Source organism: Cellulomonas soli, assembly GCF_013409305.1.
Classification (GTDB): domain Bacteria; phylum Actinomycetota; class Actinomycetes; order Actinomycetales; family Cellulomonadaceae; genus Cellulomonas; species Cellulomonas soli.
The window spans coordinates 3,740,288-3,766,351 of sequence record NZ_JACBZJ010000001.1 but is presented as its reverse complement, the minus strand read 5'-3'; the positions used below and the strand labels follow the sequence as shown (position 1 = coordinate 3,766,351).

21 protein-coding genes are annotated in these 26,064 nt (G+C 73.3%); 15 read left to right on the top strand and 6 right to left on the bottom strand.

Going from position 1 to position 26,064, the window contains the following annotated elements:
* From ku to BKA22_RS17135, 5 genes are all read left to right on the top strand, one after another.
* On the top strand, positions 1-957 hold the full coding sequence (gene ku / locus BKA22_RS17155; RefSeq protein WP_146951931.1) for a non-homologous end joining protein Ku: 957 nt from the start codon (positions 1-3) through the stop codon (positions 955-957).
* Positions 954-2,024 (top strand): PHP domain-containing protein, encoded by a 1,071-nt coding sequence (locus BKA22_RS17150; protein WP_146951930.1) that lies wholly within the window; start codon positions 954-956, stop codon positions 2,022-2,024. The genes ku and BKA22_RS17150 overlap by 4 nt, the downstream gene beginning before the upstream one ends.
* Before the next feature lie 253 nt (positions 2,025-2,277).
* The gene (locus BKA22_RS17145; protein ID WP_146951929.1) at positions 2,278-2,559 is read left to right on the top strand and encodes an HU family DNA-binding protein; all 282 of its coding nucleotides are present in this window, start codon (positions 2,278-2,280) and stop codon (positions 2,557-2,559) included.
* A 127-nt stretch (positions 2,560-2,686) separates the two neighbouring features.
* Positions 2,687-3,130: a Fur family transcriptional regulator gene (locus BKA22_RS17140; RefSeq protein ID WP_306458358.1), complete on the top strand. Its 444-nt coding sequence runs from the start codon at positions 2,687-2,689 to the stop codon at positions 3,128-3,130.
* A 103-nt stretch (positions 3,131-3,233) separates the two neighbouring features.
* A complete protein-coding gene (locus tag BKA22_RS17135) occupies positions 3,234-4,304 on the top strand; it encodes a threonine aldolase family protein (RefSeq protein ID WP_146951928.1) in 1,071 nt (356 codons plus the stop codon).
* Positions 4,305-4,395: 91 nt separating this feature from the next.
* Here the strand turns inward: BKA22_RS17135 and BKA22_RS17130 are convergent, their stop codons facing one another.
* From BKA22_RS17130 to BKA22_RS17120, 3 genes are all read right to left on the bottom strand, one after another.
* Positions 4,396-6,195, bottom strand: a complete 1,800-nt coding sequence (locus BKA22_RS17130; protein WP_223203446.1) for a cellulase family glycosylhydrolase — start codon at positions 6,193-6,195, stop codon at positions 4,396-4,398.
* Between the two features lie 95 nt (positions 6,196-6,290).
* Positions 6,291-8,621, bottom strand: a complete 2,331-nt coding sequence (locus BKA22_RS17125) for a glycoside hydrolase family 6 protein (protein WP_425549826.1) — start codon at positions 8,619-8,621, stop codon at positions 6,291-6,293.
* A gap of 207 nt (positions 8,622-8,828) precedes the next feature.
* Positions 8,829-9,818, bottom strand: coding sequence for a LacI family DNA-binding transcriptional regulator (locus BKA22_RS17120; protein WP_223203445.1), 990 nt, complete (start codon positions 9,816-9,818; stop codon positions 8,829-8,831).
* A gap of 173 nt (positions 9,819-9,991) precedes the next feature.
* Here BKA22_RS17120 and BKA22_RS17115 point away from each other — a divergent pair, with 173 nt between their 5' ends.
* On the top strand, positions 9,992-12,811 hold the full coding sequence (locus tag BKA22_RS17115; RefSeq protein ID WP_146951927.1) for a substrate-binding domain-containing protein: 2,820 nt from the start codon (positions 9,992-9,994) through the stop codon (positions 12,809-12,811).
* A gap of 84 nt (positions 12,812-12,895) precedes the next feature.
* On the opposite strand, the gene BKA22_RS17110 is transcribed toward BKA22_RS17115, so the two are convergent.
* A complete protein-coding gene (locus BKA22_RS17110; protein WP_146951926.1) occupies positions 12,896-14,755 on the bottom strand; it encodes a DEAD/DEAH box helicase in 1,860 nt (619 codons plus the stop codon).
* Positions 14,756-15,020: 265 nt separating this feature from the next.
* Complete coding sequence (locus BKA22_RS17105; RefSeq protein WP_146951925.1) at positions 15,021-15,446, bottom strand: CoA-binding protein; 426 nt, start codon at positions 15,444-15,446, stop codon at positions 15,021-15,023.
* A gap of 131 nt (positions 15,447-15,577) precedes the next feature.
* On the opposite strand from BKA22_RS17105, the gene BKA22_RS17100 reads away from it, so the two are divergent.
* The 8 genes from BKA22_RS17100 (at position 15,578) to BKA22_RS17065 (ending at position 21,633) form a co-directional block, all read left to right on the top strand.
* On the top strand, positions 15,578-16,165 hold the full coding sequence (locus BKA22_RS17100; RefSeq protein ID WP_146951924.1) for a CDP-alcohol phosphatidyltransferase family protein: 588 nt from the start codon (positions 15,578-15,580) through the stop codon (positions 16,163-16,165).
* The gene (locus BKA22_RS17095; protein WP_146951923.1) at positions 16,162-17,151 is read left to right on the top strand and encodes a DUF881 domain-containing protein; all 990 of its coding nucleotides are present in this window, start codon (positions 16,162-16,164) and stop codon (positions 17,149-17,151) included. The genes BKA22_RS17100 and BKA22_RS17095 overlap by 4 nt, the downstream gene beginning before the upstream one ends.
* A gap of 34 nt (positions 17,152-17,185) precedes the next feature.
* Positions 17,186-17,518, top strand: coding sequence for a small basic family protein (locus BKA22_RS17090; RefSeq protein ID WP_146951922.1), 333 nt, complete (start codon positions 17,186-17,188; stop codon positions 17,516-17,518).
* On the top strand, positions 17,515-18,681 hold the full coding sequence (locus BKA22_RS17085) for a DUF881 domain-containing protein (RefSeq protein WP_146951921.1): 1,167 nt from the start codon (positions 17,515-17,517) through the stop codon (positions 18,679-18,681). Before BKA22_RS17090 ends, BKA22_RS17085 begins: the two co-directional genes overlap by 4 nt.
* 209 nt (positions 18,682-18,890) lie before the next feature.
* Positions 18,891-19,382, top strand: a complete 492-nt coding sequence (locus BKA22_RS17080) for an FHA domain-containing protein (protein WP_146951920.1) — start codon at positions 18,891-18,893, stop codon at positions 19,380-19,382.
* A 199-nt stretch (positions 19,383-19,581) separates the two neighbouring features.
* Positions 19,582-20,247 (top strand): transcriptional regulator FtsR, encoded by a 666-nt coding sequence (ftsR, locus tag BKA22_RS17075; protein ID WP_371863654.1) that lies wholly within the window; start codon positions 19,582-19,584, stop codon positions 20,245-20,247.
* Between the two features lie 89 nt (positions 20,248-20,336).
* The gene (locus BKA22_RS17070; RefSeq protein ID WP_223203443.1) at positions 20,337-20,849 is read left to right on the top strand and encodes a bifunctional nuclease family protein; all 513 of its coding nucleotides are present in this window, start codon (positions 20,337-20,339) and stop codon (positions 20,847-20,849) included.
* 202 nt (positions 20,850-21,051) lie between these two features.
* Positions 21,052-21,633, top strand: coding sequence for a MerR family transcriptional regulator (locus tag BKA22_RS17065; protein WP_146951919.1), 582 nt, complete (start codon positions 21,052-21,054; stop codon positions 21,631-21,633).
* A gap of 89 nt (positions 21,634-21,722) precedes the next feature.
* Here BKA22_RS17065 and BKA22_RS17060 read toward each other — a convergent pair whose 3' ends face one another.
* Entirely contained in the window at positions 21,723-22,493 is a 771-nt protein-coding gene (locus tag BKA22_RS17060) for a ParA family protein (RefSeq protein WP_146951918.1), read from the bottom strand.
* A 163-nt stretch (positions 22,494-22,656) separates the two neighbouring features.
* Here BKA22_RS17060 and BKA22_RS17055 point away from each other — a divergent pair, with 163 nt between their 5' ends.
* A complete protein-coding gene (locus tag BKA22_RS17055; RefSeq protein ID WP_146951917.1) occupies positions 22,657-26,058 on the top strand; it encodes a pyruvate carboxylase in 3,402 nt (1,133 codons plus the stop codon).
* The last annotated feature ends 6 nt before the right edge of the window (positions 26,059-26,064 follow it).

The following is a 26,064-nucleotide window of genomic DNA, read 5'->3' as shown; positions in this document are numbered from 1 at the left end:
ATGCGGGCGATCTGGAAGGGTGCGGTCGCGTTCGGGCTGGTGAACGTGCCGGTGCGTCTGTACGCGGCGACGGGTGAGCACGAGGTGCAGCTGCACCAGGTGCACCGCCCGGACGGTGGGCGGATCCGGTACCGGCGTACGTGCAGCGCGTGCGGGGAGACGGTGGAGACGGCGGACATCGCCAAGGGCTACGAGACGGGCACCGGTGAGCTGGTGGTCCTCACCGACGAGGACCTGGCCGAGCTTCCGTTGGCGTCGGGGCACGAGATCGAGGTCCTCGAGTTCGTGCCGTCGGACCAGGTCGACCCGATCCTGCTGCAGCGCACGTACTACCTGGAGCCGGACAAGACCTCGGCGAAGCCGTACGCGTTGCTGCGCGGGGCACTGGAGGCCACGGACCGGATGGCCGTCGTGAAGGTCGCCTTGCGGCAGCGCGAGTCGATGGCGGTCCTGCGGGTGCGCGGCAAGGTCATCGTGCTGCAGACGTTGCTGTGGCCGGACGAGCTGCGGGCGGCGGACTTCCCGGTGCTGGACGCCCAGGTGCAGCTGCGCCCGCAGGAGCTGACGATGGCGTCCTCGCTGGTGGAGTCGTTGGCGGCGGACTTCGACCCGTCGCAGTACACGGACTCCTACGAGGCGGCGATGGTCGCGCTCATCGAGCAGAAGGTGTCGGCCGGGCACACGCAGGCGGTGCCGGCGGCCGAGGGCGGCGAGCCGGGGGAGGGCGGTGAGGTCGTCGACCTGCTGGCTGCGCTGCAGCGCAGCGTGGAGAAGGCCCGTGCGGGGCACGGTGCGCCCGCCGTGGTCGAGAAGGCGGCCCCGGCTGCCCGGGCGACGCGGGCGCGCAAGCCTGCGGCGCCCCGCACTCCGACCGGGTCGGATGCCCTGACTGACGCCGTGCCCGAGGCTGCCCCCGCGGCGAAGGCTGCCCGCCGCAGCCGCCGTCAGGCCTCGTGACCTCACGGCGTCCAGGACCGGCCGCGTCGCCGGGTGCGGCCGGTCCGGAGACGGCGGTCGCCGCCCTGCGTCGTGCCGCATGGCTGCTGGAGGGCCTGCAGGCCGACCCGTACCGGGCCGCCGCGTTCCGGCATGCGGTGCGCGCGGTCGAGCCGCTGGGCCCGGACCGGTTGGCCGCACTGGCGGCCGCGGGCACGCTCACCGACGTGCCCGGCGTGGGCGCGCGGACCGCGCAGGTGCTCACCCAGGTGCTGCGCGGCGAACCCGTGCCGTACCTCGACGAGCTCGAGCGGACGGCCGCTGCGGCGGCCGGACCGGACCCCGGGGAGCCGGCGGCGGCGCTGCGGGCGGCGGTGCGCGGCGACCTGCACGCGCACACCGAGGCGAGCGACGGCACGACGTCGATGCAGGAGATGGTGCTCGGCGCGCTCGAGGTCGGGCACGAGTACCTGGTGGTCACCGACCACTCCCCGCGGCTGACCGTCGCCCACGGCCTGACCGCGGCCCGGCTGCGCGACCAGATCGCCCAGATCGACGCGCTGCGAGCGCCGCTGGCCCCGTTCCGTCTGCTGCGGGGCATCGAGGTCGACATCCTCGCGGACGGCACGCTCGACCAGGACCCGGACCTGCTCGGGGCGCTGGACGTCGTCGTCGCGTCCGTGCACTCCGACCTGCGGGCGGACCGGGCGACGATGACGGCACGCATGCTCCGGGCCGTGCGCGACCCGCACACCGACGTCCTCGGGCACTGCACCGGGCGGCGGGTCACGGGCCGGGTGCGACCGCCGAGCGACTTCGACGCCTCTGCGGTGTTCGAGGCGTGCGCCGAGCACGGGGTCGCGGTCGAGATCAACTGCCGGCCCGACCGCGTGGACCCGCCGGACGCGCTGCTGGCCGTCGCGGTGGCGAGCGGGTGCGTGTTCGCGATCGACACCGACGCGCACGCGCCGGGCCACCTCGCGTGGCAGATCGACGGGTGCGTGCGCGCCGCCGCGCTGGGCATCGGACCCGACCGGGTCGTGAACACCCTCCCGGCGGAGGAGCTGGTGGCCCGTCGCGCGGGCTGACCACGTGCGTCGAGCGGGCTCGCGCGGAGGTCTTGCGGAGGTCGAGCACGATGGGCCGGGATCGGCCGGGGGGTGAGGCGCCTGGTCCCGGGCGCGTCCGGTGCATGGACGCGCCCGATCTGCGACTAAGGTCGTCGGCGGCGTCCGCCGGTGCCTGGCCTGTCCCTGGCCTGTCCTGGGCCTGTCCCTGCACCGTCGACGTCGGCCCGCCCCGCGGGCCTGCACGTGTCCAGTCAACAAGGAGCACATGTCCGTGAGCGTGAACCGCACCGAGCTCGTCCAGGCCATCGCCGCGAAGGCGGGCCTGACCAACACCGACGCCGACAAGGCGCTGCGTGCCTTCCAGGAGGTGCTCGTCGAGCAGCTCGCCGCCGGCGAGAGCGTCACGATCCCCGGCCTGCTGGCCGTGTCGCGTGCGGAGCGTTCGGCTCGCACCGGCATCAACCCGCAGACGGGCGAGAAGCTCGAGATCCCGGCCGGCTTCCGCGTGAAGCTGACCGCCGGCAGCGCCCTGAAGCGGGCCGTCTCCGCCTGACCCGTCCGTACGCCTGACCGGATCGCCTCCGGCGGCGTCCGTACCGGTGTCGACCGGGCCCTGGTCCCTGCGGGGGTCGGGGCCCGGTCGCATGTCGGGAACACGCACGTTCGTTAGCATGTTGCGAATGGATCTCACGAAGCAGGAGGTGGGGATGTCCCCGGTGCCGCCCAGGCAGACCAAGCAGCGCACCGAGATCCTCGACCTGCTCGGCACGCTCGACGAGTTCCGCAGCGCCCAGCAGCTGCACGAGCTGCTGCGTGCCCGCGGCTCGGGCGTCGGCCTGGCGACCGTGTACCGGGCCGTGCAGCTGCTCGTGGAGACCGGCGAGGTCGACGTGCTGCGCTCGGAGGACGGCGAGGCCGTCTACCGCCGCTGCGAGCGCCGCAGCCACCACCACCACCTGGTGTGCCGCCGTTGCGGGCGCACGGTCGAGATCGACGCCCCGGTCGCCGAGGGATGGGCGACACAGGTGGCGGCCGCCCACGGCTTCGACGACGTGGACCACACGATCGAGCTGGTCGGCACCTGCGCCGCCTGCCGCGCAGCGGCCCACGACACGCTCGCCTGAGCTCGGGCCGCGTCCGACGCACTCGCCCGGCCGCCCGTCCACGACCGCCCGCTTCGGGCCGTCCACGCCCCACCGTCCGCATCCGGCCACGGCGTCTGCGGTGATGGGAGAGACTGGGCCGGTGACCCGACTGCACGATCCCGCCCGCCGCGACTTCGCCTCCGACAACTACGCCGGAGCCCACCCGCAGGTCCTCTCCGCGCTCGTCGAGGCGAACGAGGGCCACCAGACCGCCTACGGCTCCGACCTCTACACCGCACGCCTGCGGGAGGTCCTGCGCGCGCACTTCGGCGAGCAGGCGGTCGGGTTCCCGGTCTTCAACGGCACCGGGGCCAACGTGCTCAGCCTGCAGTCCGCGCTGCCGCGCTGGGGTGCGGTGATCTGCGCCGAGCAGGCCCACATCAACACCGACGAGAACGGCGCCCCCGAACGCATCGGCGGGATCAAGCTGCTGACCGTGCCGACGCCCGACGGCAAGCTGACGCCCGAGCTCGTCGACCGTCAGGCGTGGGGCTTCGGTGACGAGCACCGCGCCCAGCCCGGCGTCGTGTCGATCACCCAGACCACCGAGCTGGGCACGGCGTACACGGTCGAGGAGATCGCGACCCTGGCCGAGCACGCGCACGGGCACGGGCTGGCGCTGCACGTCGACGGCGCCCGGCTGTCCAACGCGGCTGCCTCGCTCGACCTGCCGCTGCGCGCGTTCACCACCGACGCGGGCGTCGACCTCGTCTCGCTCGGTGGCACGAAGAACGGCCTGCTGTTCGGTGAGGCCGTCGTCGTGCTCGACCCGTCGCGGTCGACCGGGCTGGAGTACCTGCGCAAGGTCGACATGCAGCTGGCCTCGAAGATGCGGTTCGTCTCGGCGCAGATCGTCGCCCTCTACGAGGGCGACCTGTGGCTGACCTCCGCCCGGCACGCGAACGCGATGGCCGCACGCCTGCGCGCAGGTGTCGAACGCCTGCCCGGGGTGCGGGTCACGCAGCCCACGCAGTCCAACGCGGTGTTCGTCGTGCTGCCGGACGGCGTGGCCGACACGCTGCGCGAGCACCGACGCTTCTACGACTGGGACGTGGCCACCGGTGAGGTGCGCTGGATGTGCGCCTTCGACACCACCGAGGCCGACGTCGACGCCTTCGTGTCCGAGGTCGCCGCCGCGCTCGCCGCGCGCTGACGGACCGACCCGTTCGCGGGCCTCCGGAGAACGACGGCGGCGCGGTCGCCCCGGAAGGGACGCCGCGCCGCCGTCGTCGTACGCGGGTCGTTCAGCCCGCGGCGCAGACCACGCCGTCGAGCGTGAACGAGGTCGGTGCGCCGTTCTGGCCGCTGAACGCGCCGTTGAACCCGATCTCGGTGCTCGCCCCCGGGGCCAGGGTCCCGTTCCATGCCAGGTTCGTCGCCCTGACCGTCGCCCCGGTCTGCGACCAGGTGGCCGACCAGCCCTGGGTGAGGCTCTGGCCGCTCGGGAACGCGAACGAGAGCGCCCACCCTGAGCGAGCGGTCGTCCCGGTGTTGGTGATCCGGACCGAGGCGGTGAAGCCCGAGCTCCAGCTCGAGGCGGTGTAGCGCACGGCGCACGTGGCGGCCGGGGGCAGGGTCGGCGTCGGCGTCGCGGTGGGCGTGACGGTCGGGGTCGGCGTCGCTGTGGGCGTGGCCGTGGGCGTGGCCGTGGGGGTGACGGTAGGGGTGACAGTGGGCGTCGGGGTCGGCGTCGCACCGCCCACCGCTGCGATCGTCGTCCCCGTCGTGCTGCCTGCCCCGCCCAGCGGGACCTGGTGGTCCAGGCTGACGAACTTGCCGCCGTCCTGCCAGAGCGCGGGCTTGAGCAGCGCGTACTTCGCCGCGTCCCAGGTGACCCAGTCGTCGAGCAGCAGACCACCGGTGTCGCCCGAGTTCGGGTTGAGCACCCAGAAGGTGTGCGAGAGCCGCCGCTCGACGATCAGGTCGCGCAGCGCCGTCATCCACCTCTGGTTCGGGCCGCCGTCGAGGATCCCGCCCCACTCGCCGATGAGCAGCGGCGCGGTGCCCTCCTTGTGCAGGTAGAGCCAGTTCGGGTCCCACACGTCACGCTCGAGCGTCGTGCGGTTCCAGTCGCCGGTGAACCACGGCTGGGCGGAGACCAGCGGACCGTAGTCGTGCGGGGAGTACACGAGCTGGTCCTGGTTCGCGCCCAGGTCGATCGGGAACTCGCGTGCGCCGCGCAGGTTCCCGCCCCACCAGGTTCCGACGTAGTCGGCCGAGCTCGTCGACGACCACGGGACGCCGGCCTTCGGGTACACCTCGATGCCCTCGACGAGGATCAGCAGCCGCGGGTTGATCGCCAGGATGCGCCGACCGGCCTCCTGGGCGAACGCGCGGAAGTTGTCGGCGTCGGCGGTCCCGTCCCACTTGGCGCGCGGGACGGCTCCCGCGGTGCCGTGCGGCTCGTTCTTCAGGTCGGCGCCGATGATCGTGTCGTCGTCCTTGTACCGGGCGGCCACCCACTCCCAACCGGCGTACACGTCCTGCGTGGTGATCGCGCCCTTGAACCACATCGGCGCGAAGTGCCCGGCGTTGTCCGCCTCGGCGCTGTGCACGTCGAGCACGACCTTGAGCCCGTACTCGTCGCACAGCGAGAGCCAGTAGTCGAAGATCTGCAGGTTGTTCATGCCCGTGAGCTCGGGGTTCGCGTACGTGTTGACGTTCGGGGCGGCCACGACGGTGCCCGCCTTCCACTCCAGCAGCAGCTGCGTGGAGATCGGCACACGGACGACGTTGATGCCGCGGTCGGCCATGCCCTTGGTCAGGGTGCGGATGTTCGCGGTCCACAGACCGTGGAAGACGCGCTCGGTCGCGTTGAACCCGAACCAGTTGACGCCGGTGAGCCAGGCCTCCTTGCCGTTCTCGTCGACGATCCGGTTGCCGTCGGTGTGCAGCCAGTCCGGTGTGCTGTCCGCCTGAGCGGGTCCGGAGGCGAAGGTGAGCGGTGCGGCCACGGCTGCGACGGCAACCAGGGCCGTCAGCGCCCGGCGCAGGCGACCTTGCGCGCGGGGTGTGGGGCGGTCGGAGGTGGAGGGAACGGGCACGGGGTACCTCCCGGTGGTGAGGGACGGGGGAGCGGGGCCCGCCGGCAGGTGTGCCGACGGGCCCCGCGGTGCACCCGGTGGGGTGCGGTTGCCGGTCAGGCGACCGTGCAGGTGACCCCGTTGAGGGTGAAGGCGGTCGGGTTCGTGTTCGTCCCGGTGTGCGAGCCGTTGAACCCGATGTCGGTCGACGCGCCCGGTGCGAGCGTGCCGTTCCAGCCCAGGTTCGTGGCCGTCACCGCGGTGCCGGTCTGCGACCAGGTCGCGCTCCAGCCCTGGGTGACCTGCTGGCCGTTGGCGAAGGCGAACCCGAGGGTCCAGCCGTTGATCGCACTGGTGCCCGAGTTGGTGATCCGCACGGAGCCGGTGAACCCGCTGCTCCAGCTGCTGGCCGTGTACCGGACCGTGCAGGTCGACGTCGAGACCGCCGTGGTGGTCGCCGAGACGGCCGCCGACGCAGCCGAGACGTTGCCGGCGACGTCCTTGGCACGAACCGTGAACGAGTACGTCGTGCCGGCGGTCAGACCGGTCACCGTGTAGCTCGTCGCGGTCGTGGAGGCCACGAGGGTGGTCCCGCGGTACACGTCGTACCCGGCCACCCCGGACCCACCGACGTTGTCCGTCGAGGCGGTCCACGTCAGCGGGACGCTCGAGGTGGTGACCGTGCCGGCCGTGAGCCCGGTGGGCACGGACGGTGCGGTCGTGTCGGTCGGGACGCCCGGGTCGGTCGCGGTGGTCGCCGAGACCGCCGCAGACGCGGCGGAGACGTTGCCGGCGACGTCCTTGGCACGAACCGTGAACGAGTACGTCGTGCCGGCGGTCAGGCCCGTCACCGTGTAGCTCGTCGAGCTGGTCGTCGCGACGAGCGTGGTCCCGCGGTAGACCTGGTAGCCGCTGATGCCGGAGCCGCCGCTGTTGTCGGTGGAGGCCGACCAGGTGAGCGGAACCGTGGTCGTCGTCGCGGTGCCGGCCGTCAGACCGGTCGGGACGGACGGCGCGGTGACGTCGCCCGGGTTGGTGCCGCCGCCGGTGATCGCCGGGTAGGCGTTCTTGACCAGGGTGACGAACTGCTCCTCGAACCACTGACCGGCCAGCGGTGCGTTCGGGGTGGCACCCGTGAGCTGGTTGGCCAGCTTCGGGGAGACGAACGTCGGGTCGCACATGCGGTCGAACCGCTTGCCCTCGTCGTTCGGGATGTCGCTGGAGGCGCCGTCGGACTCGCCCGGGGGCTTGATCCACACGAACGCGTCGAGGTAGGAGCTGGCGTACCCGGCCGGGCTGGCCTGCGGACGCTCACCGATGCCCGCACCGAGCGGGTTGCACCAGGCGCCGCGGTGCACGCGACGGTCGACGCGCGACTCGTTCACGTAGGTGTTCAGCACCGTGCTCGTGGACGCAGCGGTGGGTCGGGCGGTGCCGCCCCAGCCGTTGCGCGAGGTGTCGATGAGCATGCCGGTGCTGGCCGGGAACCCTTCGGCGACGAGCAGCGTGTGCAGGTGCGCGGTCCAGTCGGCCTCGTCGAAGTCGTAGTTCCACTCGTAGAAGCTGGACGACCGCACGGGGCTGCCGCCGACCTGGGCGGAGGAGTCCGTCAGGTAGGGCTCGACGAGCGGCGTGGAGTTGGCGGTGTTCGTCACGAAGCCGTCGACCGAGGCCAGGCCTGCGGTCGTCGTCCGGGCGACCTCGGCGAACAGCTTCGCGGCCGGGCCGGCGTTGCTGTCCCACCCGAGCCAGCCGGAGTGCCCGGCGTCGAGGTACGTGTACACGTTGGGCAGCGCGTGCAGCTCGTCGAGCGCGTACTTCACGCCGGCGCGGTAGTACGGGGCCGCCTGCTGGCACAGGGGCTCGGAGAGGTTCGTCACGAGGTTGGGCAGCGAGTCGGGCTCGATCGTGGCGGAGATGCGCAGGTCGGCGTACTTCGACTGGCCCAGCAGGTCGACGATCGCGTCGATGTACTCGGTCTTGTACCGCACCAGGCCGGCGTCGGTGGCGGGCAGCTCACCGTTCGAGGCGAGCGCGTAGCAGTCGCGTCCGGGCAGGTCGTAGATGACCAGGTTGACCACGATCGGCGTCGTGCCCTGCTTCTGCGCGAGGGCCTGGTCGAGGTGGTATTGCAGCCCGTTGCCGTCCACGTTGCCGCTGATCGCGCTGATCCGGTCCATCCAGACGGCCGTCGGCTGGTTCTTGACGGCACGCATCTGGGCGGCCACGGCGGTGTCGGTCTGCCGGGTGGCGGCCGCCTCGACCTTCGCGGTCCAGCTGGGGTTCACGTACTGGGTCGCGCCGGCGTACGGGTTGTCGACGTGCGCCTCGACCGCGTTCGCGGTGGTGGTCAGCGTGAGCGGTGCCGCGACGAGCGCGAGGGCGCCCATCGCGGTCGCTGCGGCGCGTGCGCGTCGCCTGACCCTGTTCTTGCCGTGTTCGGACACGTGGTCCTCCGGGTCTCGTTCGGCGCGTCCGCCCGGGGTCCGGGCGGTCGCGGGTCGCCCGGGGACGGTCCACGGCGACCGGTTCGCACCTGATCACGCACCGCCCGGGCAGGGGCACGGCGTGAAACGTTTAGGGCCGGGCGCCGTGATCAGATCGTGATGTTCACAGGCAACTCACCGACGCCTCTCAGTGGTGCGTGCGAACGGTCAGCGGGCGCGAGGGCCCGTGCTGCCGCGCACCGCGAGCCCACCGACCGGGACGGTCCGTGCGGCGCTCGGATCGCCGTCGACGACCGCGAGAACGACCTCGCCCGTCGCCGTGCCGATGTCGCACTGGGCCGACGGCAGGGTCGTGATCGACGGCGTCGAGAGGCGGCACAGCGCCGAGTCGCCCCCGGCCACCACCGACAGGTCCCACGGCACCTCACGGCCGGTGCGTCGTGCCACGTCCAGGGCGGCGAGCGCCATCTGGTCGGAGTCGTGCACGAGCGCGGTCGGCGGCGTGGACGAGGTCAGGAGTCGACGCGTGGCGGCGGCCGCGTCCTCGGGGGTCGCCGCGGTCGCCTCGTGCAGCACCCGGCCCCCGGCCTCCTCGACCACCCCGGTGAGCGCGTCCAGGCGCGCCCGGGTCCGCAGCAGAGCGGCCGGGCCCGTGACGGCCGCGACGTCCCGGTGGCCCAGCTCGAGCAGGTACCGACCCACCCTGCGGTAGGCGTCGGCCTCCTCCACGTGCACCGACGCCAGCTCGTGCACGTGCTGCGGCGGACCCACGACGACCGCCGGCGCCCGCAGGCGACGCAGGGCGTCCAGGCGCGGGTCCCGTGCCAGGACGTCGGTCACGACCATCACGTCGAAGCGCCGCTCGGCCCACCAGGAGCCGTACAGGGTCACGGCGGCGTCGGCGTCGTCGACGACCTGGAGCAGCAGGGCGAACCCGCGTGCCGCGATGACGTCCTGCAGGGAGGTCACCAGGTCGAGCACGGCTGTCGCGTGGGCCGCCGGCGAGGCGGCGGCCCGGTCGACCACGAGCCCGACGGCCCGCGGGCCCGACCGCATCGAGCGCGCCGCGGCGCTCGGCCGCCAGCCGAACTCGTCCGCGACCCGCAGCACGCGCTCCCGGGTGGCGGCCGAGACCCCGGGGCGACCGTTGAGCGCATAGGAGACCACGGCGATCGACACGCCGGCGGCGCGGGCCACATCGGTGATCGTCGGACGACGGCCCGGGCCGGCCGGCCGCACCGCCGACGCGATGGGCAATACGGGGGACAGACTCGCGTCATGTGCAGGTGTGACCACGATCGCCTAGTCTGTCGCCCGATGCGCCCCCCGCGCATCATCTCGGCTTCGACGATGCAGGCGAGAGGTGGTCCGTGGGCACGGTGCGACGCGGTCAGACCCCGGCGACGGCCCGCCGCACGATCGGGGTGCTCTCACCCGTGGTCGGCGGCTTCTACTTCGGTGCGCTCATCGCCGGCATCGCCCGGGCCGCACGCGCCGCAGGCCACCGTGTCGTCGCGGTGCAGACGTTCCCCGCGGGACTGGACCGCGAGCGCTACCCGGACGAGCCGGCGCTGCACACCCCGGTCGGGCTCGGTGCGGTCGACGGCCTCGTGGTCGTGGGCAGCGCCGTACGGCACGACCGCCTGGCCTCCATCCGTGCGTGGGGCGTCCCGTTCGTGCTGGTCAGCGAGGACCCCGTGCCGGGCGGGACGGAGCCGGTCCTCGTCCCGGACAACGTCGGCGGGGTGCGCTCGGCCGTGGAGCACCTGCTGCAGCACGGGCACACGGCGGTCGGCTTCGTCGGTCACCTCGCTCAGCGCGACATGCGTGAGCGGCACGCGGCCTACCGTGCCGCGTTGCTCGAGCACGGCATCGAGCCGGCCGAGGCCTGGTGCTACGAGGCGAGCGACAACCACGAGCAGGGCGGTGCCGACGCCGCCGCCCGCCTCGTCGCCGCGGGGACACCGACCACCGCGGTGGTCGTCGCGACGGACCGCAACGCGGTCGGCTTCCAGCGCGCCCTGCGCACGAGCGGCTTCCTGTTGCCCCGCGACCAGGCGGTCGTGGGCTTCGACCACACGGAGTCGGGCGCACGGGTCGTGCCCCGGCTGACGACCGTGGACCCGCACTACGACCGTGTCGGTGAGCTCGCCGTCGCGGCACTCCTGGCACGGCTGCCCGGAGCAGAGCCGGGCGTGGCGACGGGATCGGACACAGGATCGGAGACGGGCGCGCGCACAGCGCCGGGCGAGGGCACGTCCGGCGAGGCGCTGAGCCCGCCGTCGCGGCTCGTCGTCCGTGAGTCGTGCGGCTGCACGGAGTCCCGCGCGGAGCCCGCGGCGCGCGGTGCGGCACCCGACGCCGACCCGCGTGCCGACCTCGACGCGGATGTCGACGCCGATGTCGACGCTGCGCGCGAACGACTGCAGACTCTGGCCGGCACGGCCTTCGGCGGGCCCGGGGCGAGCAGCAGCCTGCGTCGGATCGGCAGCGAGGCCCGCGACGCCTGGTGGCGCGCGGTCACGGACCCGATCGAGGCGGCAGCCGATCGGTGCGCGGTCCCGCAGGTGACGGCCATGGCGCGGCTGGCCGACCTGACGGTCGCTCTCCAGCCGCACCCGGAGGCGCTCGAGCAGATCGTCCCCGCGGTGCGTGACCTCGAGGTCGCGGCCGTGCGCCGGCGCCCGTCGCCCGTGTCGTCGGCCGCCGCGGCGCGAGCCGCCACCGACGTCCTGCAGGCGCTCGCCCAGGGCTGCACGAGGGCCATGCTGGCGCGCAGCGGACGGCTCGAGCGGACGATCGCCGACCAGTACGAGGTCGACATGGACCTGCTGCGCGGCGAGGGCACGAGCGCCCGTGCGCTGGGCTGGCTGCCTCGCGGGACGCGCGGGCCCGCATGCCTGGCGCTGTGGCTGGGCACGGACCAGGGTGCGGGCGACCCCGAGCTCGAGGTCGTGGGGGTGCACGACCCGTCCGGCACGCTGTCGCGGCTGATCGGTGTGCGCACGACCGCGAGCCAGTTCCCGCCGGTGGCGCTGACCCGTGCGGGTGCGGTGGGTTCGAGCGACGTCACGTTCGTGCTGCCCGTGACGTTCGGGGGCAGCGACTGGGGTCTGCTCGCGATCGACGGGGCCGTGGAGACCCGGTCGACGAGCGCACGCGACCGGTTCAACCACTGGGCAGCCCTGCTCGCCGTCGCCCTCGACCAGGAGCGCCTGCTCACCTCGCTGCGTGAGCAGCGACGCGCGCTGGAGCAGGCCGCAGGTCGCGAGCGCGACCTGGCCGACGCCGTGCGGGCCAGCGAGGAGAGGTACGCGCTCGCCTCGTTGGCCGCGCAGGACGGTACGTGGGACTGGGACGTGTCCGCGGGCACGGTGTACTTCTCACCCCGCTGGAAGCAGACGCTCGGGTACCGGGAGGACGAGATCGGCTCCTCGCCGGGAGAGTGGCTCGATCGGGTGCACCCGACCGATCGCGACGAGCTGTCGGCGGCCATCGCGAGCCAGCTGGCAGGGTCGAGGGCACCTCTCGAGCTCGAGCACCGGGTCCGGACCGCGTCCGGTGACTACCGCTGGATGGCGTGCCGGGCGGTCACCGTGCTCGACGACGCCGGGTGCCCTGCTCGGCTCGTGGGTGCGCTTGTCGACGTGACCGAACGCAAGGAGACCCAGATCGCCCTGCAGCGTGACGCCCTGCACGACCCGGAGACGGGTCTGGTGAACCGGCTGCTGTTCGAGGACCGGCTCGCCACGGCGTTGGCACGTACCCGTCGCAACGCGTCGTACGACTGCGCCCTCGCGGTCGTCCGGGTGGTCCCGGGCACCGAGCCGGGCGGCCTCGACTCCCTCGTCCAGCGTGAGGGCGACGTGCATCCCGTCCGGGCGCTGGACGCGCGTCGCGAGGTGGTCCGCCGGCTGTGCAGCCCGCTGCGCGATGGGGACACCTCCGCCCGGCTCGGTGAGGACGAGTTCGCCGTCCTGCTCGACGACACCGACACCACCGGGGTCCCGGAGCGTGTCCGGCAGCTGCTCGACGGGTTGCGGGCCGACCTGGGCCGCCGGGTGGCGATCGGGCTGGTCGACGGACTGCGAGGGTTGCGTGACGTGGGGGAGGTGCTCCGCGAGGCGGACATCGCGGTCCTGCGGGGCCAGGCCCGCGACGAGTCGGGGCGACGTCCGTTGCTGCGCTGACGCCGCAACCAGCGCCGCGACCACGCAGGGCCCCGCTCGACCGGTGGGTCGTGCGGGGCCCTGCGTGTGATGATCCGCTCGGGGTCAGCGGTGTCGTGCGGGCGCCGAGTCCGCCGGGTGCGCGGAGCCGTGCCGCGTGCGCGGGGGGCCACCGGCCGGGCGGGAGGCGCCGTGGCCCGGACGCGGGCCCGAGTCGACGCGGATGTGCAGGGGACGCCCCGCGACACGGGTGCGCGCCAGACGCTCGACCACCTCGGGCGTGAGCCCGTTGGGGATGTCGACCAGGGCGAAGCTGCCGAAGATGTCGATCTTGCCGACGTCCTTGCCGGTGAGCCCGCCCTCGCCCGTCAGGGCACCCACGAGGGCGCCCGGCTGCAGGCCGTCGCGGTGGCCCACGGCGACGCGGTAGCGCGGCCCGCCGGAGGACGAGCCGGCCCGCGCGCGATCGCGCACGTCACGGCCACCACGCTCGTTGTCGTACCGTCCGCTCTCGGGTCGTCCGCCACGCTCGGACGTCAGGTGTGCGCGGCTGAGCGCGTCGTCGAGGTCGTCGCCGAGCTCGGGACGGGCCTGCGGGCCCTCGTCACCGACGGCCAGGGCCGTCAGCACGGCGAGCAGCTCGACCAGGTCGGCCTGCGGGTTCGCCTCGAGGTAGTCGGTCACGGCCGCACGGGAGGCCTCGAGCCGGCCGCGTGCTGCACGCTCGTCGACCTTGCCCAGCAGTGCCGTGGCCCGGTGCGCGGAGACCTGCGCGGGCGAGGGGATCGTGACCTCGGTGAGCTGGTGGCGCGTGGTGCGCTCGATCTGGCGCAGGCGGGCCTGCTCGCTGGGCGTGACGAACGTGAGTGCCTCGCCCGCACGGCCGGCGCGACCTGTCCGGCCGATCCGGTGCACGTACGTCTCGGGCTCGCGCGGCAGGTCGAGGTTGACGACGAGGCCCAGCCGTTCGACGTCGAGCCCGCGGGCGGCCACGTCGGTCGCGACGAGCACGTCCAGCGCACCCGAGCGCAGCCGGTCGACGATCTTCTCGCGGTCGGCCTGGGCGACGTCGCCGGAGATGTAGGCGGCGGAGATGCCTCGCTCGACCAGCGCGCTGCCGATCTCCTCGGCGGCACCGCGGGTGCGGACGAACACGATCGCGGCGTCCGCCTCGGTGACCGCGAGCACCCGGGCCAGCGCGCCGGTCTTGTGCCGGTGCGGGACGACCGCATAGGTCTGCCGCACGGTGGTGACCGTGGAGGACTGGCGGGCGACCGTGACCTCGACCGGGTGGTTGAGGTGCTGCTCGGCCACCCGGCGGATGGCCGGGGGCATGGTCGCGGAGAACAGGGCGACCTGCCGGTCGGACGGCGTCGAGCTCAGCACGCGGTCGACGTCCTCGGCGAAGCCCATGCGCAGCATCTCGTCGGCCTCGTCGAGCACGAGGAACCGGACGTTGTCCGGGCGCAGCGTGCGGCGGTCGAGGTGGTCGAGGATGCGTCCGGGGGTGCCGACGACGACCTGGGCGCCGCGCTGCAGCGCACGCTGCTGGGGCAGGAACGGCGCCCCGCCGTACACGGCCACGACGTCGATGCCGGGCAGGTGGGTGGCGAACGAGCTGATCGCGTCGGCGACCTGCATCGCCAGCTCACGGGTCGGCGTCAGCACGATGGCCTGCACGCCGTGCACCGACGGGTCGATCGCGGCGAGCAGCGGCAGGCCGAACGCGGCGGTCTTGCCGGTACCGGTCTGCGCGACGCCGACGATGTCCCGACCGGACAGCAGAGCGGGCACCGCCTGCTCCTGGATCGCGGACGGGGTGACGAAGCCGAGGTCGGCGACCGCCGCGGCGAGCGGGGCCGGAAGGCCCAGGTCGTCGAACACGACGGTGGAGTCTGCAGGGGCAGAACCCGACGTGGGCGTGGAAGAGGACAGCACAGAACTCACAGAAGGATGACCGTTCATCGCGGCGGAGCCTGACCGAGCACCAGGACGGTGACGGTGGGTCGCAGCCCCGGCACTCCCAAGCGGCTTCCGGGGGAAACTCCCGGTGCCTCGACGACTCGCACGCGCGTCCCGGACGGCCTCCCGGCCACGGTGACGCGCCCAAGGGGGACGCGACGAACTCCAGATTCGTCGCACAGCCTACGGGGTCGGTGCCGTCGGCGGGGTCGACGGCACGGGTGACGTCGCCCACACGAGGAGGTAGACGCGCTCTTCCGGGGGCCGGTCAGCGCTCGTCGAGCCGCACCGGCCGGCCGCCCTCGATCGTCGGGCACGCGTCCATCACGACGTCGAGCCCGGCGGCCTTCGCGCGACGAGCCGCCGCCTCGTCGACGACACCGAGCTGGAGCCACACCGCACGTGCACCGACGGCGATCGCCTCGTCGACGACCGCGCCGGCACGCCAGGAGTTGACGAACACGTCGACGACGTCGACGGGCCCCGGCACGTCCTCGAGCCGCCGGTACCCGACCTCGCCGTGCACGGTCGGGGCCGACGGGTGCACGGGCACGATCGTGTGACCGCGACCCTGCAGGTAGGCCGCGACCCCGTACGCCGCGCGCGTCGTGCTGGTCGACAGGCCGACGACGGCCCATCGTCCGGGGGTGCCGAGCAGACGCGCGATCACGTCCGGGTCGTTGCGGTGCTCCACGTCCGAAGCCTGCCACGCTCACCTGTTCGGGTGCGTGGCGACGCACCTCGTCGCGGCGGACGCCTAGTATCGGAGGCCGCAGGTCGCGAACGCCGGGTGGCGACCGCGTCAACGGGGGGAGCCGGGAAGCCGTGCCGCAGAGCGACGTCGTCACGCAGCGCGTGCTCACCGTGCCGAACGTGATCAGCTTCGTCCGGCTGCTGCTGGTGCCGGTCTTCGCGGTTCTCATCTACGTCGGCCGGGATGCGACGGCGGTTCTCGTGCTGGCGTTCTCCGGTGCGACGGACTGGCTGGACGGTGTGCTCGCCCGTCGGCTCGGTCAGGTCTCCCGCCTGGGGCAGCTGCTCGACCCTGCTGCCGACCGGCTGTTCATCCTCGTGACGCTTGTCGGCCTCGCGTGGCGCGGTGCGGTGCCCTGGTGGCTCGTCGCCGTGCTCGTGCTGCGCGACGTGGTCCTGTCCGTGATGCTGCTGGTGCTGCGCCGGGCCGGCTTCGGCCCGCTCCCGGTGCACCTGGCCGGCAAGGCCGGCACGTTCGCGCTGCTGTACGCCTTCCCGCTCCTGCTGCTGTCCGAGTGGGCCGATCCGGTCGGGGTCGTGTGCGGGGTCGTCGGGTGGGCCTTCGCGCTGTGGGGCGTCGGCCTGTACTGGTTCTCCGCCGGGCTCTACCTCACCCAGGCGCGTGAGCTGCTCCGGGCACGGCACCCGAGGACCGTGTGACGGCCCGTCACGGCACCCCGGCCGGCGCACCGGCCGGCCCGGCCCGGCGACCGGACGCCTCGATGACGCTGCTCATCGAGGTCCAGGAACGGCCGCTCGACCCCGGGTACCAGCTGGTGGCCGACCGTCGACGTGCGGGCGAGGCCCCACCCCGCCGATGGGCGGGCTCCGCCGTGCTCACGGTCCTCGCGCTCCTGCTGGGGCTCGGCGTCACCGCGGCGACGGTCGCCCTGCGGCGCCCCGCCGCCGACGTGGCCGCCACGCGGCAGCTGCTCGAGGAGCAGATCACCGCCCGGACCGACGAGGCGACGGCGCTGGGGCAGCAGGTCACCGGGCTCAGCAGCGAGATCAGCGCGCTGCAGACGCAGGCCCTGGCCAGCGAGGACCCCGAGCTGCTCGCCGCGCTCAACCGCGACGCCGTCGCGGCAGGGACCGTCGCGGTGACGGGCGCAGGGCTGCGCATCGTGCTGACCGACGCCCCCACGGCCGACCCGGACACGCAGGACCCCGACGAACGCGTGCAGGACTTCGACCTCCAGGTCCTGGCCAACGCGCTGTGGGCCTCGGGCGCGGAGGCGGTCGCGATCAACGGCGAACGTCTGACCGCGACGTCGGCGATCCGGTCGGCCGGCGATGCGGTCTACGTCGACCTCGTGCCGCTCGTGAGCCCCTACACGGTCGAGGCGATCGGTGACCCGGTGGGTCTGCAGACCGGCCTCGCGCAGTCCAGCGCAGGCTCCCACCTGGCGTCGCTGCGCTCGATGTACCGGATCGGCGTACAGCTGCAGTCAGTGCAGGACCTCGAGCTGCCGGGTACGGGCCAGGTCACGCTCCGGTACGCCACGGTCCCTCCGGACACGGACCTGGGGGTGCTGGGCGACACCTCGCCGACCGTGTCGCCCAGTCCCGGGGACACCCCCACGCCCGCGGGCGAGACCGGGACGGACGACACGGCAGACGCCGTGCACGCCCGGGGTCACCTGTGACAATGTCGGCACGTCAGTCGGAAGGAGCAGGTGCGTGATCGCGGTCATCGGGCTCGTCATCGGTGTCGTCATCGGGCTCGTGGTGCAGCCCACGGTGCCCGTCGAGCTGCAGCCCTACCTGCCCATCGCGGTCGTCGCCGCGCTCGACGCCTTGTTCGGCGGTCTGCGCGCGATGCTCGACGGCATCTTCGACGACCGGGTGTTCCTCATCTCGTTCCTGTCGAACGTCGTCGTTGCCGCGTTGATCGTGTTCCTCGGGGACCAGCTCGGCGTCGGGACCCAGCTGTCCACGGCGGTCGTGGTCGTGCTCGGCATCCGGATCTTCTCGAACGCGGCGGCGATCCGCCGCCACCTGTTCAAGGCATGACGACCTCGGCCGGCACCCCGGCGGACCCGCCCGCGGACGACGCGGAGGGGCTCGCCGCGGACTCCGCGGACGACGTCGCAGCCCACGAGCTCGCGGCCGACGACGGCACCTCGGGGGACCTGCCGGACGCCGATCCCTCGCCGGAGGAGGCCTTCGGCGACGGCGCCGACGAGGCGGGCGACGATCCGGACGACCAGCCGGATGAGGATCGAGAGGCGCAGGCGGACGACGCGATCGAGCGTCAGATGGCCCGACTGGCTGCCGTGCTGGACCCCGGCACCGTCGTCGAGCTCGAGCCGGAGGACGACCCCGGCTTCCCTTCCTCGTCGATCGCCGGTCCGGCCGTCGACGCGTCCGCCACCCGTCCGGCGGACGAGATCGAGGCGGAGGCGAACCCCGATCCCGCCGTCGAGGTGATCGACCCGGTCGTCGGATCGGCGCTCGACGGCTGGCGCACCCTCGCCCGGAGCCTGCGTCCCCGCGCGACGAAGGGGCAGCTGCTCGCCGGTCTGCTCTGCGCGGTGCTGGGCTTCGCGCTGGCCGTGCAGGTGCGTCAGACGGCGACGGTCAACCTCTCGACGCTGCGTCAGGAGGACCTGCTGCGCATCCTCGACGAGGCGACGACCCGAGGCGACGACCTCGCGAGCGAGGTCTCGGCACTCGAGCACGAGCGCAACCAGCTGCTCTCCGACGGCGACACGCGGCAGGCGGCGCGTGACGCCGCGCGACGGACCGCCATCGCGCAGGGCATCCTGACCGGCCGGCTTCCGGCGCAGGGCCCCGGCGTCACGGTCACCATCACGGACCCGGACGGCACCGTGAAGCCCGCGACGCTGCTCAACTTCATGGAGGAGCTGCGCAACGCCGGTGCGGAGGCGATCGAGCTCAACGACCTGCGGGTGACCGCGAGCAGCGCGTTCACCGGAGACCCCGGATCGGTCGTCCTCGACGGCATCATCATCTCTCCGCCGTACCGCTGGACCGTGATCGGCGACCCGGACACGATCGCGCCCGCACTGGAGATCCCCGGTGGTGCCGTGGCGACCGTCCGGGGGAACGGCGGCGCGGCCACGGTCGACCAGCAGGACCTCGTCACGATCGACGCGCTGCGCACCACACCCGAGCCGTCGTACGCGACGCCGGTGCCTCCGACGACGGGCTGACGTCCGCAGCGAACGGCCCTCGTGGTGGTGCACGGATCGGCCACGGCCGCCCGGACGTGCGCGTGCGCCCGGGCGGACCTCGGCGGACACGCGGTGCCCGACCCGCGTGCCGCGTGCTGCACAGCGACGCCGCGTCCGCATAGGGTGTGTGCCTGACCACCTCGTACGGTTGCGGCGGTGGACGGACGGACAGCCCCCGGGGAGGCGGCATGAGCGACGATCGGCAGGTGCCCGAGCCTTTCGGCTCGGACCTCGCCCACCCCGCGCCCGGGGTCGACACGACGATGGTCTTCGGCGCGATCGAGCAGGTCGAGCTCGAGGGGCAGGGGCAGGCCCCCGGCGGGCTCACGGCCGACGAGGCCGCCGCCGTGCAGGCGCTGCCCCCGACCTCGGCCCTGCTGGTCATGCAGCGTGGCCCGAGCGCCGGCGCGCGGTTCCTGCTCGACGCGGAGCGGACGGTCGCCGGGCGCAGCACGCACGCCGACATCTTCCTGGACGACGTGACGGTCTCGCGCAAGCACGCGGAGTTCGTGCGCGACGGGCTGCAGTTCGTGGTGCGGGACATCGGCTCGCTCAACGGCACGTACGTCAACCGCACGCGGATCGACCAGGCCCTCCTGCGCGCCGGTGACGAGGTGCAGATCGGCAAGTACCGGCTCACGTTCCACCCGAGCCCGCACCGCGAGTCGCCCACCGCGTGAGCGGGACGGTCGTGGTCGGGTCCTGGATGACGAGGGGGAGCGGGACGTGGTGAGTGCGGGAGCCGGTGCCCGTCGGCACATGGAGCCGGTCGAGTCGTCCGTGACGTCGTCGCCGCACGCCGAGGCGGGTACCGATGCGGTGGCCGAGGCGCCCGAGGGCGTCGAGCGGTGGCCGAGGGGTATCTCCCGGCGTGCCTCCATGCGGATCTCGGACGTGCTGGCAGCGCTGCAGATCGAGTTCCCCGCGGTGACGACCTCCAAGCTGCGCTTCCTCGAGGAGCAGGGGCTCGTCGAGCCGGTCCGCACCCCGGCGGGGTACCGCCAGTACTCGCCGGCCGACATCGAACGGCTCAGGTACGTCCTGCGCCAGCAGCGCGATCGCTACATGCCGCTCAAGGTCATCGGCGAGCACCTCGCCGCACTCGACGCCGGCGAGGAGGACGGCCCGGCACCGCGCGCCCGGCTGGCTGCCAGCGACGGCGTCCGTTCGTCGGCCGTGGCCCGGTGGACCGCCGAGACGCTGGCGCACGAGGCCGGGGTCACCCGGGACTTCGTCGAGGACCTGGTGAGGGCGGCCGTGCTCCGACCCGGTCCGCGCGGGGTCTTCGAGCCGTGGGCCCGCGAGGTCGTGGTCGCCGCGGCCGCGCTGTCCGAGCACGGCATCGACGCCCGTCACCTGCGGCAGTTCCGCGCGGCCGCGGACCGGCAGGCGGATCTCGTGGAGCAGGTCGTGGCTCCGTGGCGCGGTCAGCGCAGTGCGTCCTCGCGCGCCCGCGCGGGGACGTTGGCGGCCGAGGTCGGCGAGCTGTGCACCCAGATGCACACGGCGCTGGTGCGGGCTGCGGTCGCCGACCTGGCACCCTGACCGCCGCGCGTCCGCAGGTCGGGTCGGCGCGGCAACGGGCCTGTCTCCTCGGGGCGCCGCTCCGGGCCCGTCGTCGTAGCGTGGGCCTCGTGGGGGAAGACGACGAGCTGGTCCCGGTGGAGGTCGTGGGTGTCCGTCAGAACCTGGCGGACGCCGAGGTCGTCGTGCTGCTCCTCGACCCCGACGCCGAGCTGCTCGTCCCGATCCTCATCGGTCCGGCGGAGGCCTCTGCCATCGCCTCCGCCCAGGCCGGGATCGTCCCGCCGAGGCCGATGACGCACGATCTGCTGCGTGATGCGTTGCGGGCGGCGGGTGCGACCGTGAACCGGGTCGAGATCGTGCGGCTTGAGGAGGGCGTGTTCCATGCCGCGCTCGTGCTCGGCACGGGTCGACGCGTGGACTCGCGTGCGTCCGACGCGATCGCGGTGGCCCTGCGGTTCGGCTGCCCGGTGCTGTGCTCGGCGGAGGTCGTGGCCGTGGCCGGCATCGAGGTGCGGACCGGTCCGACCGAGCAGGATCTCGAGCGGTTCCGGGAGTTCCTGGACCACGTCGAGCCCGAGGACTTCGGGACGACCGGTGACGCCGGGCAGGGGGGTCGTTGAGCACGCGGTCCGGGGGAGGGCAAGCCCGGCCGGGGGCCGTTCGGGTGAACACGGAGGGTGAACCTTCGACCTGAGGTCGAAGGTGAGACACGCCGTCGCCGACACGCGGCGCACGTCGTTGCACCGGTCAGGACGCAGGCTTAGCGTTGCCGATGGATGAACACCACGCGCCGCTCGGTGCGTGCGGAGAGTGGAGGACCCCGTGGCCATCAACGAGAGCGCCGAGAGCGCCGGCGGGATCCCCCAGCGGGCACAGGGTCTCCTGTTCGACGACGACCTGCCCGACCTCGACTCGACGAGCGGCTACCGCGGCCCGACGGCCTGCCGGGCCGCAGGCATCACCTACCGGCAGCTGGACTACTGGGCCCGCACCGGCCTGGTCGAGCCGTCCGTGCGGTCCGCCACCGGCTCGGGCACGCAGCGGCTCTACTCGTTCCGCGACATCCTCGTGCTCAAGGTCGTCAAGCGCCTGCTCGACACGGGGGTGTCGTTGCAGCAGATCCGCACCGCCGTCAGCCACCTGCGCGAGCGCGGCGTCGACGACCTCGCGCAGATCACCCTGATGTCCGACGGTGCGAGCGTGTACGAGTGCACGTCCGCCGACGAGGTCATCGATCTCGTGCAGGGCGGCCAGGGCGTCTTCGGCATCGCCGTCGGCCGGGTCTGGCGCGAGGTCGAGGGAAGCCTCGCCGAGCTGCCCACCGAGCGCGCCGAGGCCGAGGCCCCCGCCCTTCCGGGCCACGACGAGCTCGCGCTGCGACGTCAGGCCCGCACGGCCGGCTGAGCAGACCAGCACGACGACGAGAGGGTTCCGGCCGCGACCGACGTGGCAGGAACCCTCTCGTCGTCCGCAAGGAGCACCAGGCGGTCGGCTCAGCGACGGGGAGCGCGCAGCGCCCTCTCCAGGAGGGCGTCGAACACACCGGCCAGCTCGGCCGCCGCGGCGCCGGGCCAGGCGTGGACCGGCTGTGCCGCGCCCTGCGCCTGCTGGAGCGCGGCACGCTCCGGAACGTGCGGCGTCAGGACGAGAGGCCCGTACAGCTTGGCGAGCTCCTCGAGACGGAACGCCTGCTCGACCGAACGCGCGCGCACCCGGTTCACCGCGATACCCAGCGGCTGGAGCGCCGGCGCAGGGCCGCGTCGCAGCTCGTCGATCGTGCGCATCGCACGGCCGACCGCCATCACGGCGAACAGTCCCGGCTCGGTCACCACCAGGGCGCGGTCGCACGCGGTCAGACCGGTCCGGGTCAGACCGCCCAGCGAGGGCGGGCAGTCGACCAGCACGAGGTCGTAGCCGCCGACCCACGACAGCGCGAACCGCAGCCTGTCGATGTCGGCGTCGTCCAACCGGTCGTGCAGCACGGTGCGCTCGGAACCGACGAGCACGTCGAGACCGTCGTCGACCCAGCCGCTCGGCACCGTGGCGGCCTCGACCGACGCCTGCGTCGGGTCGTCGAGCACCGAGGCGACGTCCCCACCGCCGGGAGCTACCCCGGCACCGAGAGCCATCGTGGAGTCACCCTGCGGGTCCAGGTCGACGACGAGGGTGCGCAGACCACGCTCCAGGGCCGCGGACGCCAGACCGAGGGTCACCGACGTCTTGCCCACGCCACCTTTGAGACTGCACACCCCGAGGACCAGCACGCGACTTACCGTATCGGCGGGCACCAGCGCGCACGAAACGTGCACGTGGGAGGATCACGCCCGGGGTGGCGTGACGGGGGCCCCGACCTGCACCGCCGCAGCGCGCCTGCGACGGGCGACCCGCCCCCTCACGCCTCTGGAGACCCGAAGGATGGAGAGAGCCGTGTTCTCGAAGGTACTCGTCGCCAACAGGGCCGAGATCGCCGTGCGTGCGTTCCGTGCCGCCTACGAGCTCGGAGCCCGCACCGTCGCGGTGTTCCCGCACGAGGACCGCAACTCGGAGCACCGGCTGAAGGCCGACGAGGCGTACCCGATCGGGACGCCCGGGCACCCGGTGCGGGCATACCTCGACATCGCCGAGATCATCCGGGTGGCCAAGGACGCGGGCGCCGACGCGATCTACCCGGGGTACGGCTTCCTGTCCGAGAACCCGGACCTGGCGCGCGCCGCGCAGGCCGCCGGGCTCACGTTCGTCGGACCGCCGCCCGAGGTCCTCGAGCTCGCCGGCAACAAGGTGCGCGCGCTGCAGGCCGCGCGCGAGGCGGGCATCCCGGTGCTGCCGTCCTCGGCGCCGTCCGCCGACGTCGACGAGCTGCTGGCTGCCGCCACCGAGGTCGGCTTCCCGATCTTCGTCAAGGCGGTCGCGGGCGGGGGCGGTCGCGGCATGCGACGCGTGAACACGCCCGACGAGCTGCCCGAGGCGCTGGCCGCCGCGATGCGCGAGGCCGACGCGGCGTTCGGCGACCCCACGGTCTTCCTCGAGCGCGCCGTGCTGCGGCCCCGGCACATCGAGGTGCAGATCCTCGCCGACGGAGCGGGCAACGTGGTGCACCTCTACGAGCGTGACTGCTCGCTGCAGCGCCGGCACCAGAAGGTCATCGAGATCGCCCCGGCGCCGAACCTCGACCCCGCGATCCGTGACGCGCTGTGCCGTGACGCCGTCGCGTTCGCGCGCAGCATCGGCTACCAGAACGCCGGCACGGTCGAGTTCCTGCTCGACACGGTCGGCGAGCGGGCCGGTGAGCACGTCTTCATCGAGATGAACCCACGCATCCAGGTCGAGCACACGGTGACCGAGGAGGTCACCGACATCGACCTGGTGTCCTCGCAGATGCGGATCGCGGCGGGGGAGACCCTCGCGGACCTGGGCATCACGCAGGAGAACGTGCGGATCAACGGTGCCGCGCTGCAGACCCGCATCACCACGGAGGACCCGGCGAACGGGTTCCGGCCCGACACGGGCCGCATCATCGCCTACCGGTCGCCGGGCGGTGCTGGTGTCCGGCTCGACGGCGCCACGGCGACAGCCGGTTCGGAGATCTCCGGCCACTTCGACTCGATGCTGGTCAAGCTCACCTGCCGGGGCCGGGACTTCCCGAGCGCGGTGCGCCGGGCGCGGCGCGCGCTCGCCGAGTTCCGCATCCGCGGTGTCCGCACGAACATCCCGTTCCTGCAGGCCGTGCTGGCCGACCCCGAGTTCGTCGCGGGTCACGTGTCGACGTCCTTCATCGACGAGCGCCCCGAGCTGCTCGCCGCGCGGGAGAGCGCCGACCGGGGCACGCGCCTGCTGGCGTACCTGGGCGACGTGACTGTGAACCGTCCGCACGGCGGACGTCCCGCGGACGTGGTCGACCCGCGGACCAAGCTGCCGACGATCGACCTGACGGTGCCCGCGCCGGCCGGCAGCCGCCAGCGGCTGCTCGAGCTGGGCCCGACGGGCTTCGCCTCCGCGCTGCGTGCGCAGACGGCGCTGGCCGTGACCGACACGACGTTCCGTGACGCCCACCAGTCGCTGCTCGCGACCCGGGTGCGCACGCACGACCTGCTGGGCATCACCCCGGCGCAGTCCCGGCTGCTGCCCGGGCTGCTGTCCGTCGAGGCGTGGGGAGGGGCGACCTACGACGTCGCCCTGCGGTTCCTGGGGGAGGACCCCTGGGAGCGGCTCGCAGCCCTGCGCGAGGCCCTGCCGGGCACCGCCCTGCAGATGCTGCTGCGCGGCCGCAACACGGTGGGATACACGCCGTACCCCGCCGAGGTCACCGCCGCGTTCGTCCGCGAGGCGTCGGCCACCGGGATCGACATCTTCCGCATCTTCGACGCGCTCAACGACGTCGAGCAGATGCGGCCGGCGATCGAGGCCGTCCGAGACGGCGGCGTCTCGGTCGCGGAGGTCGCGCTCTGCTACACGGGCAACCTGCTCGACCCGGCCGAGGACCTCTACACGCTGGACTACTACCTGCGGCTGGCCGACTCGATCGTGGAGGCCGGCGCGCACGTGCTCGCGATCAAGGACATGGCCGGGCTGCTGCGGCCCGCCGCCGCGGCGAGGCTGGTCACGGCCCTGCGCGAGCGCTTCGACCTGCCCGTCCACCTGCACACGCACGACACGACGGGCGGACAGCTGGCCACCCTGATGGCCGCCTCGGCCGCGGGTGTGGACGCGGTCGACGTCGCCAGCGCCGCGATGGCAGGCACGACGAGCCAGCCCCCGATGTCCGCTCTGGTCGCCGCCCTCGAGCACACCGAGCGCGACACCGGGCTGGACCTGCAGGCCGTGTGCGACCTCGAGCCCTACTGGGAGGCCGTGCGCCGCGTGTACCGCCCGTTCGAGTCGGGCCTTCCGGGCCCGACGGGTCGGGTGTACGAGCACGAGATCCCCGGCGGGCAGCTGTCGAACCTGCGTCAGCAGGCGATCGCCCTCGGCCTCGGTGGGCAGTTCGAGCAGATCGAGTCGATGTACGCCGCTGCCGACCGCATCCTCGGTCGGCTCGTCAAGGTGACCCCGTCCTCCAAGGTCGTCGGCGACCTGGCGCTGCACCTGGCCGCACGCGGCGCGGACCCGGCGGAGTTCGCCGAGAACCCCCAGTCCTTCGACATCCCGGACTCGGTCGTCGGGTTCCTGTCCGGCGAGCTGGGCGACCCGCCCGGCGGCTGGCCCGAGCCGTTCCGGTCGAAGGCCCTCGCCGGTCGTACCGTCCGGACGGGGATCACGCCGCTCACCGACGAGGACCGCGCCGACCTCGCGGGCGACTCCGCGACGCGACGCGACCGGCTCAACCACCTGCTCTTCGCCGGGCCCACCAAGGACTTCAAGACGTTCAAGGGCACGTTCGGCGACGTGAGCGTCCTGGACACCTCCGCGTACCTCTACGGCATGCAGACCGGTGACGAGGCCGACATCGAGATCGGCAAGGGCGTGCGGCTGCTCGTCGGCCTCGAGGCCATCGGCGAGCCGGACGAGCGCGGTATGCGGACCGTGATGTTCACGCTCAACGGGCAGATCCGGCCCCTGTCGGTCCGTGACCGGCACGTGCAGGTCGACGTGCAGACGGCCGAGAAGGCCGACCCTGGCACCCCGGGGCAGATCGCCGCGCCGTTCGCCGGAGCCGTCACGCCCGTCGTGCTCGAGGGGCAGAAGGTGGAGGCCGGTCAGACGGTCGCCACGGTCGAGGCCATGAAGATGGAGGCTGCGATCACGACCCCGGTGGCCGGCAAGGTCCAGCGTGTCGCGATCGGTGCGGTGCAGCAGCTCGAGGGCGGCGACCTGGTCATGGTGATCGTCTGACGGGCA

Coding starts and splice junctions, on each gene's coding strand:
- ku (WP_146951931.1), top strand. CDS start 1: ATGCGGGCGATCTGGAAGGGTGCGGTCGCGTTCGGGCTGGTGAACGTG.
- BKA22_RS17140 (WP_306458358.1), top strand. CDS start 2,687: ATGGATCTCACGAAGCAGGAGGTGGGGATGTCCCCGGTGCCGCCCAGG.
- BKA22_RS17135 (WP_146951928.1), top strand. CDS start 3,234: ATGGGAGAGACTGGGCCGGTGACCCGACTGCACGATCCCGCCCGCCGC.
- BKA22_RS17110 (WP_146951926.1), bottom strand. CDS start 14,755: ATGAACGGTCATCCTTCTGTGAGTTCTGTGCTGTCCTCTTCCACGCCC.
- BKA22_RS17085 (WP_146951921.1), top strand. CDS start 17,515: ATGACGACCTCGGCCGGCACCCCGGCGGACCCGCCCGCGGACGACGCG.
- BKA22_RS17080 (WP_146951920.1), top strand. CDS start 18,891: ATGAGCGACGATCGGCAGGTGCCCGAGCCTTTCGGCTCGGACCTCGCC.
- ftsR (WP_371863654.1), top strand. CDS start 19,582: ATGCGGATCTCGGACGTGCTGGCAGCGCTGCAGATCGAGTTCCCCGCG.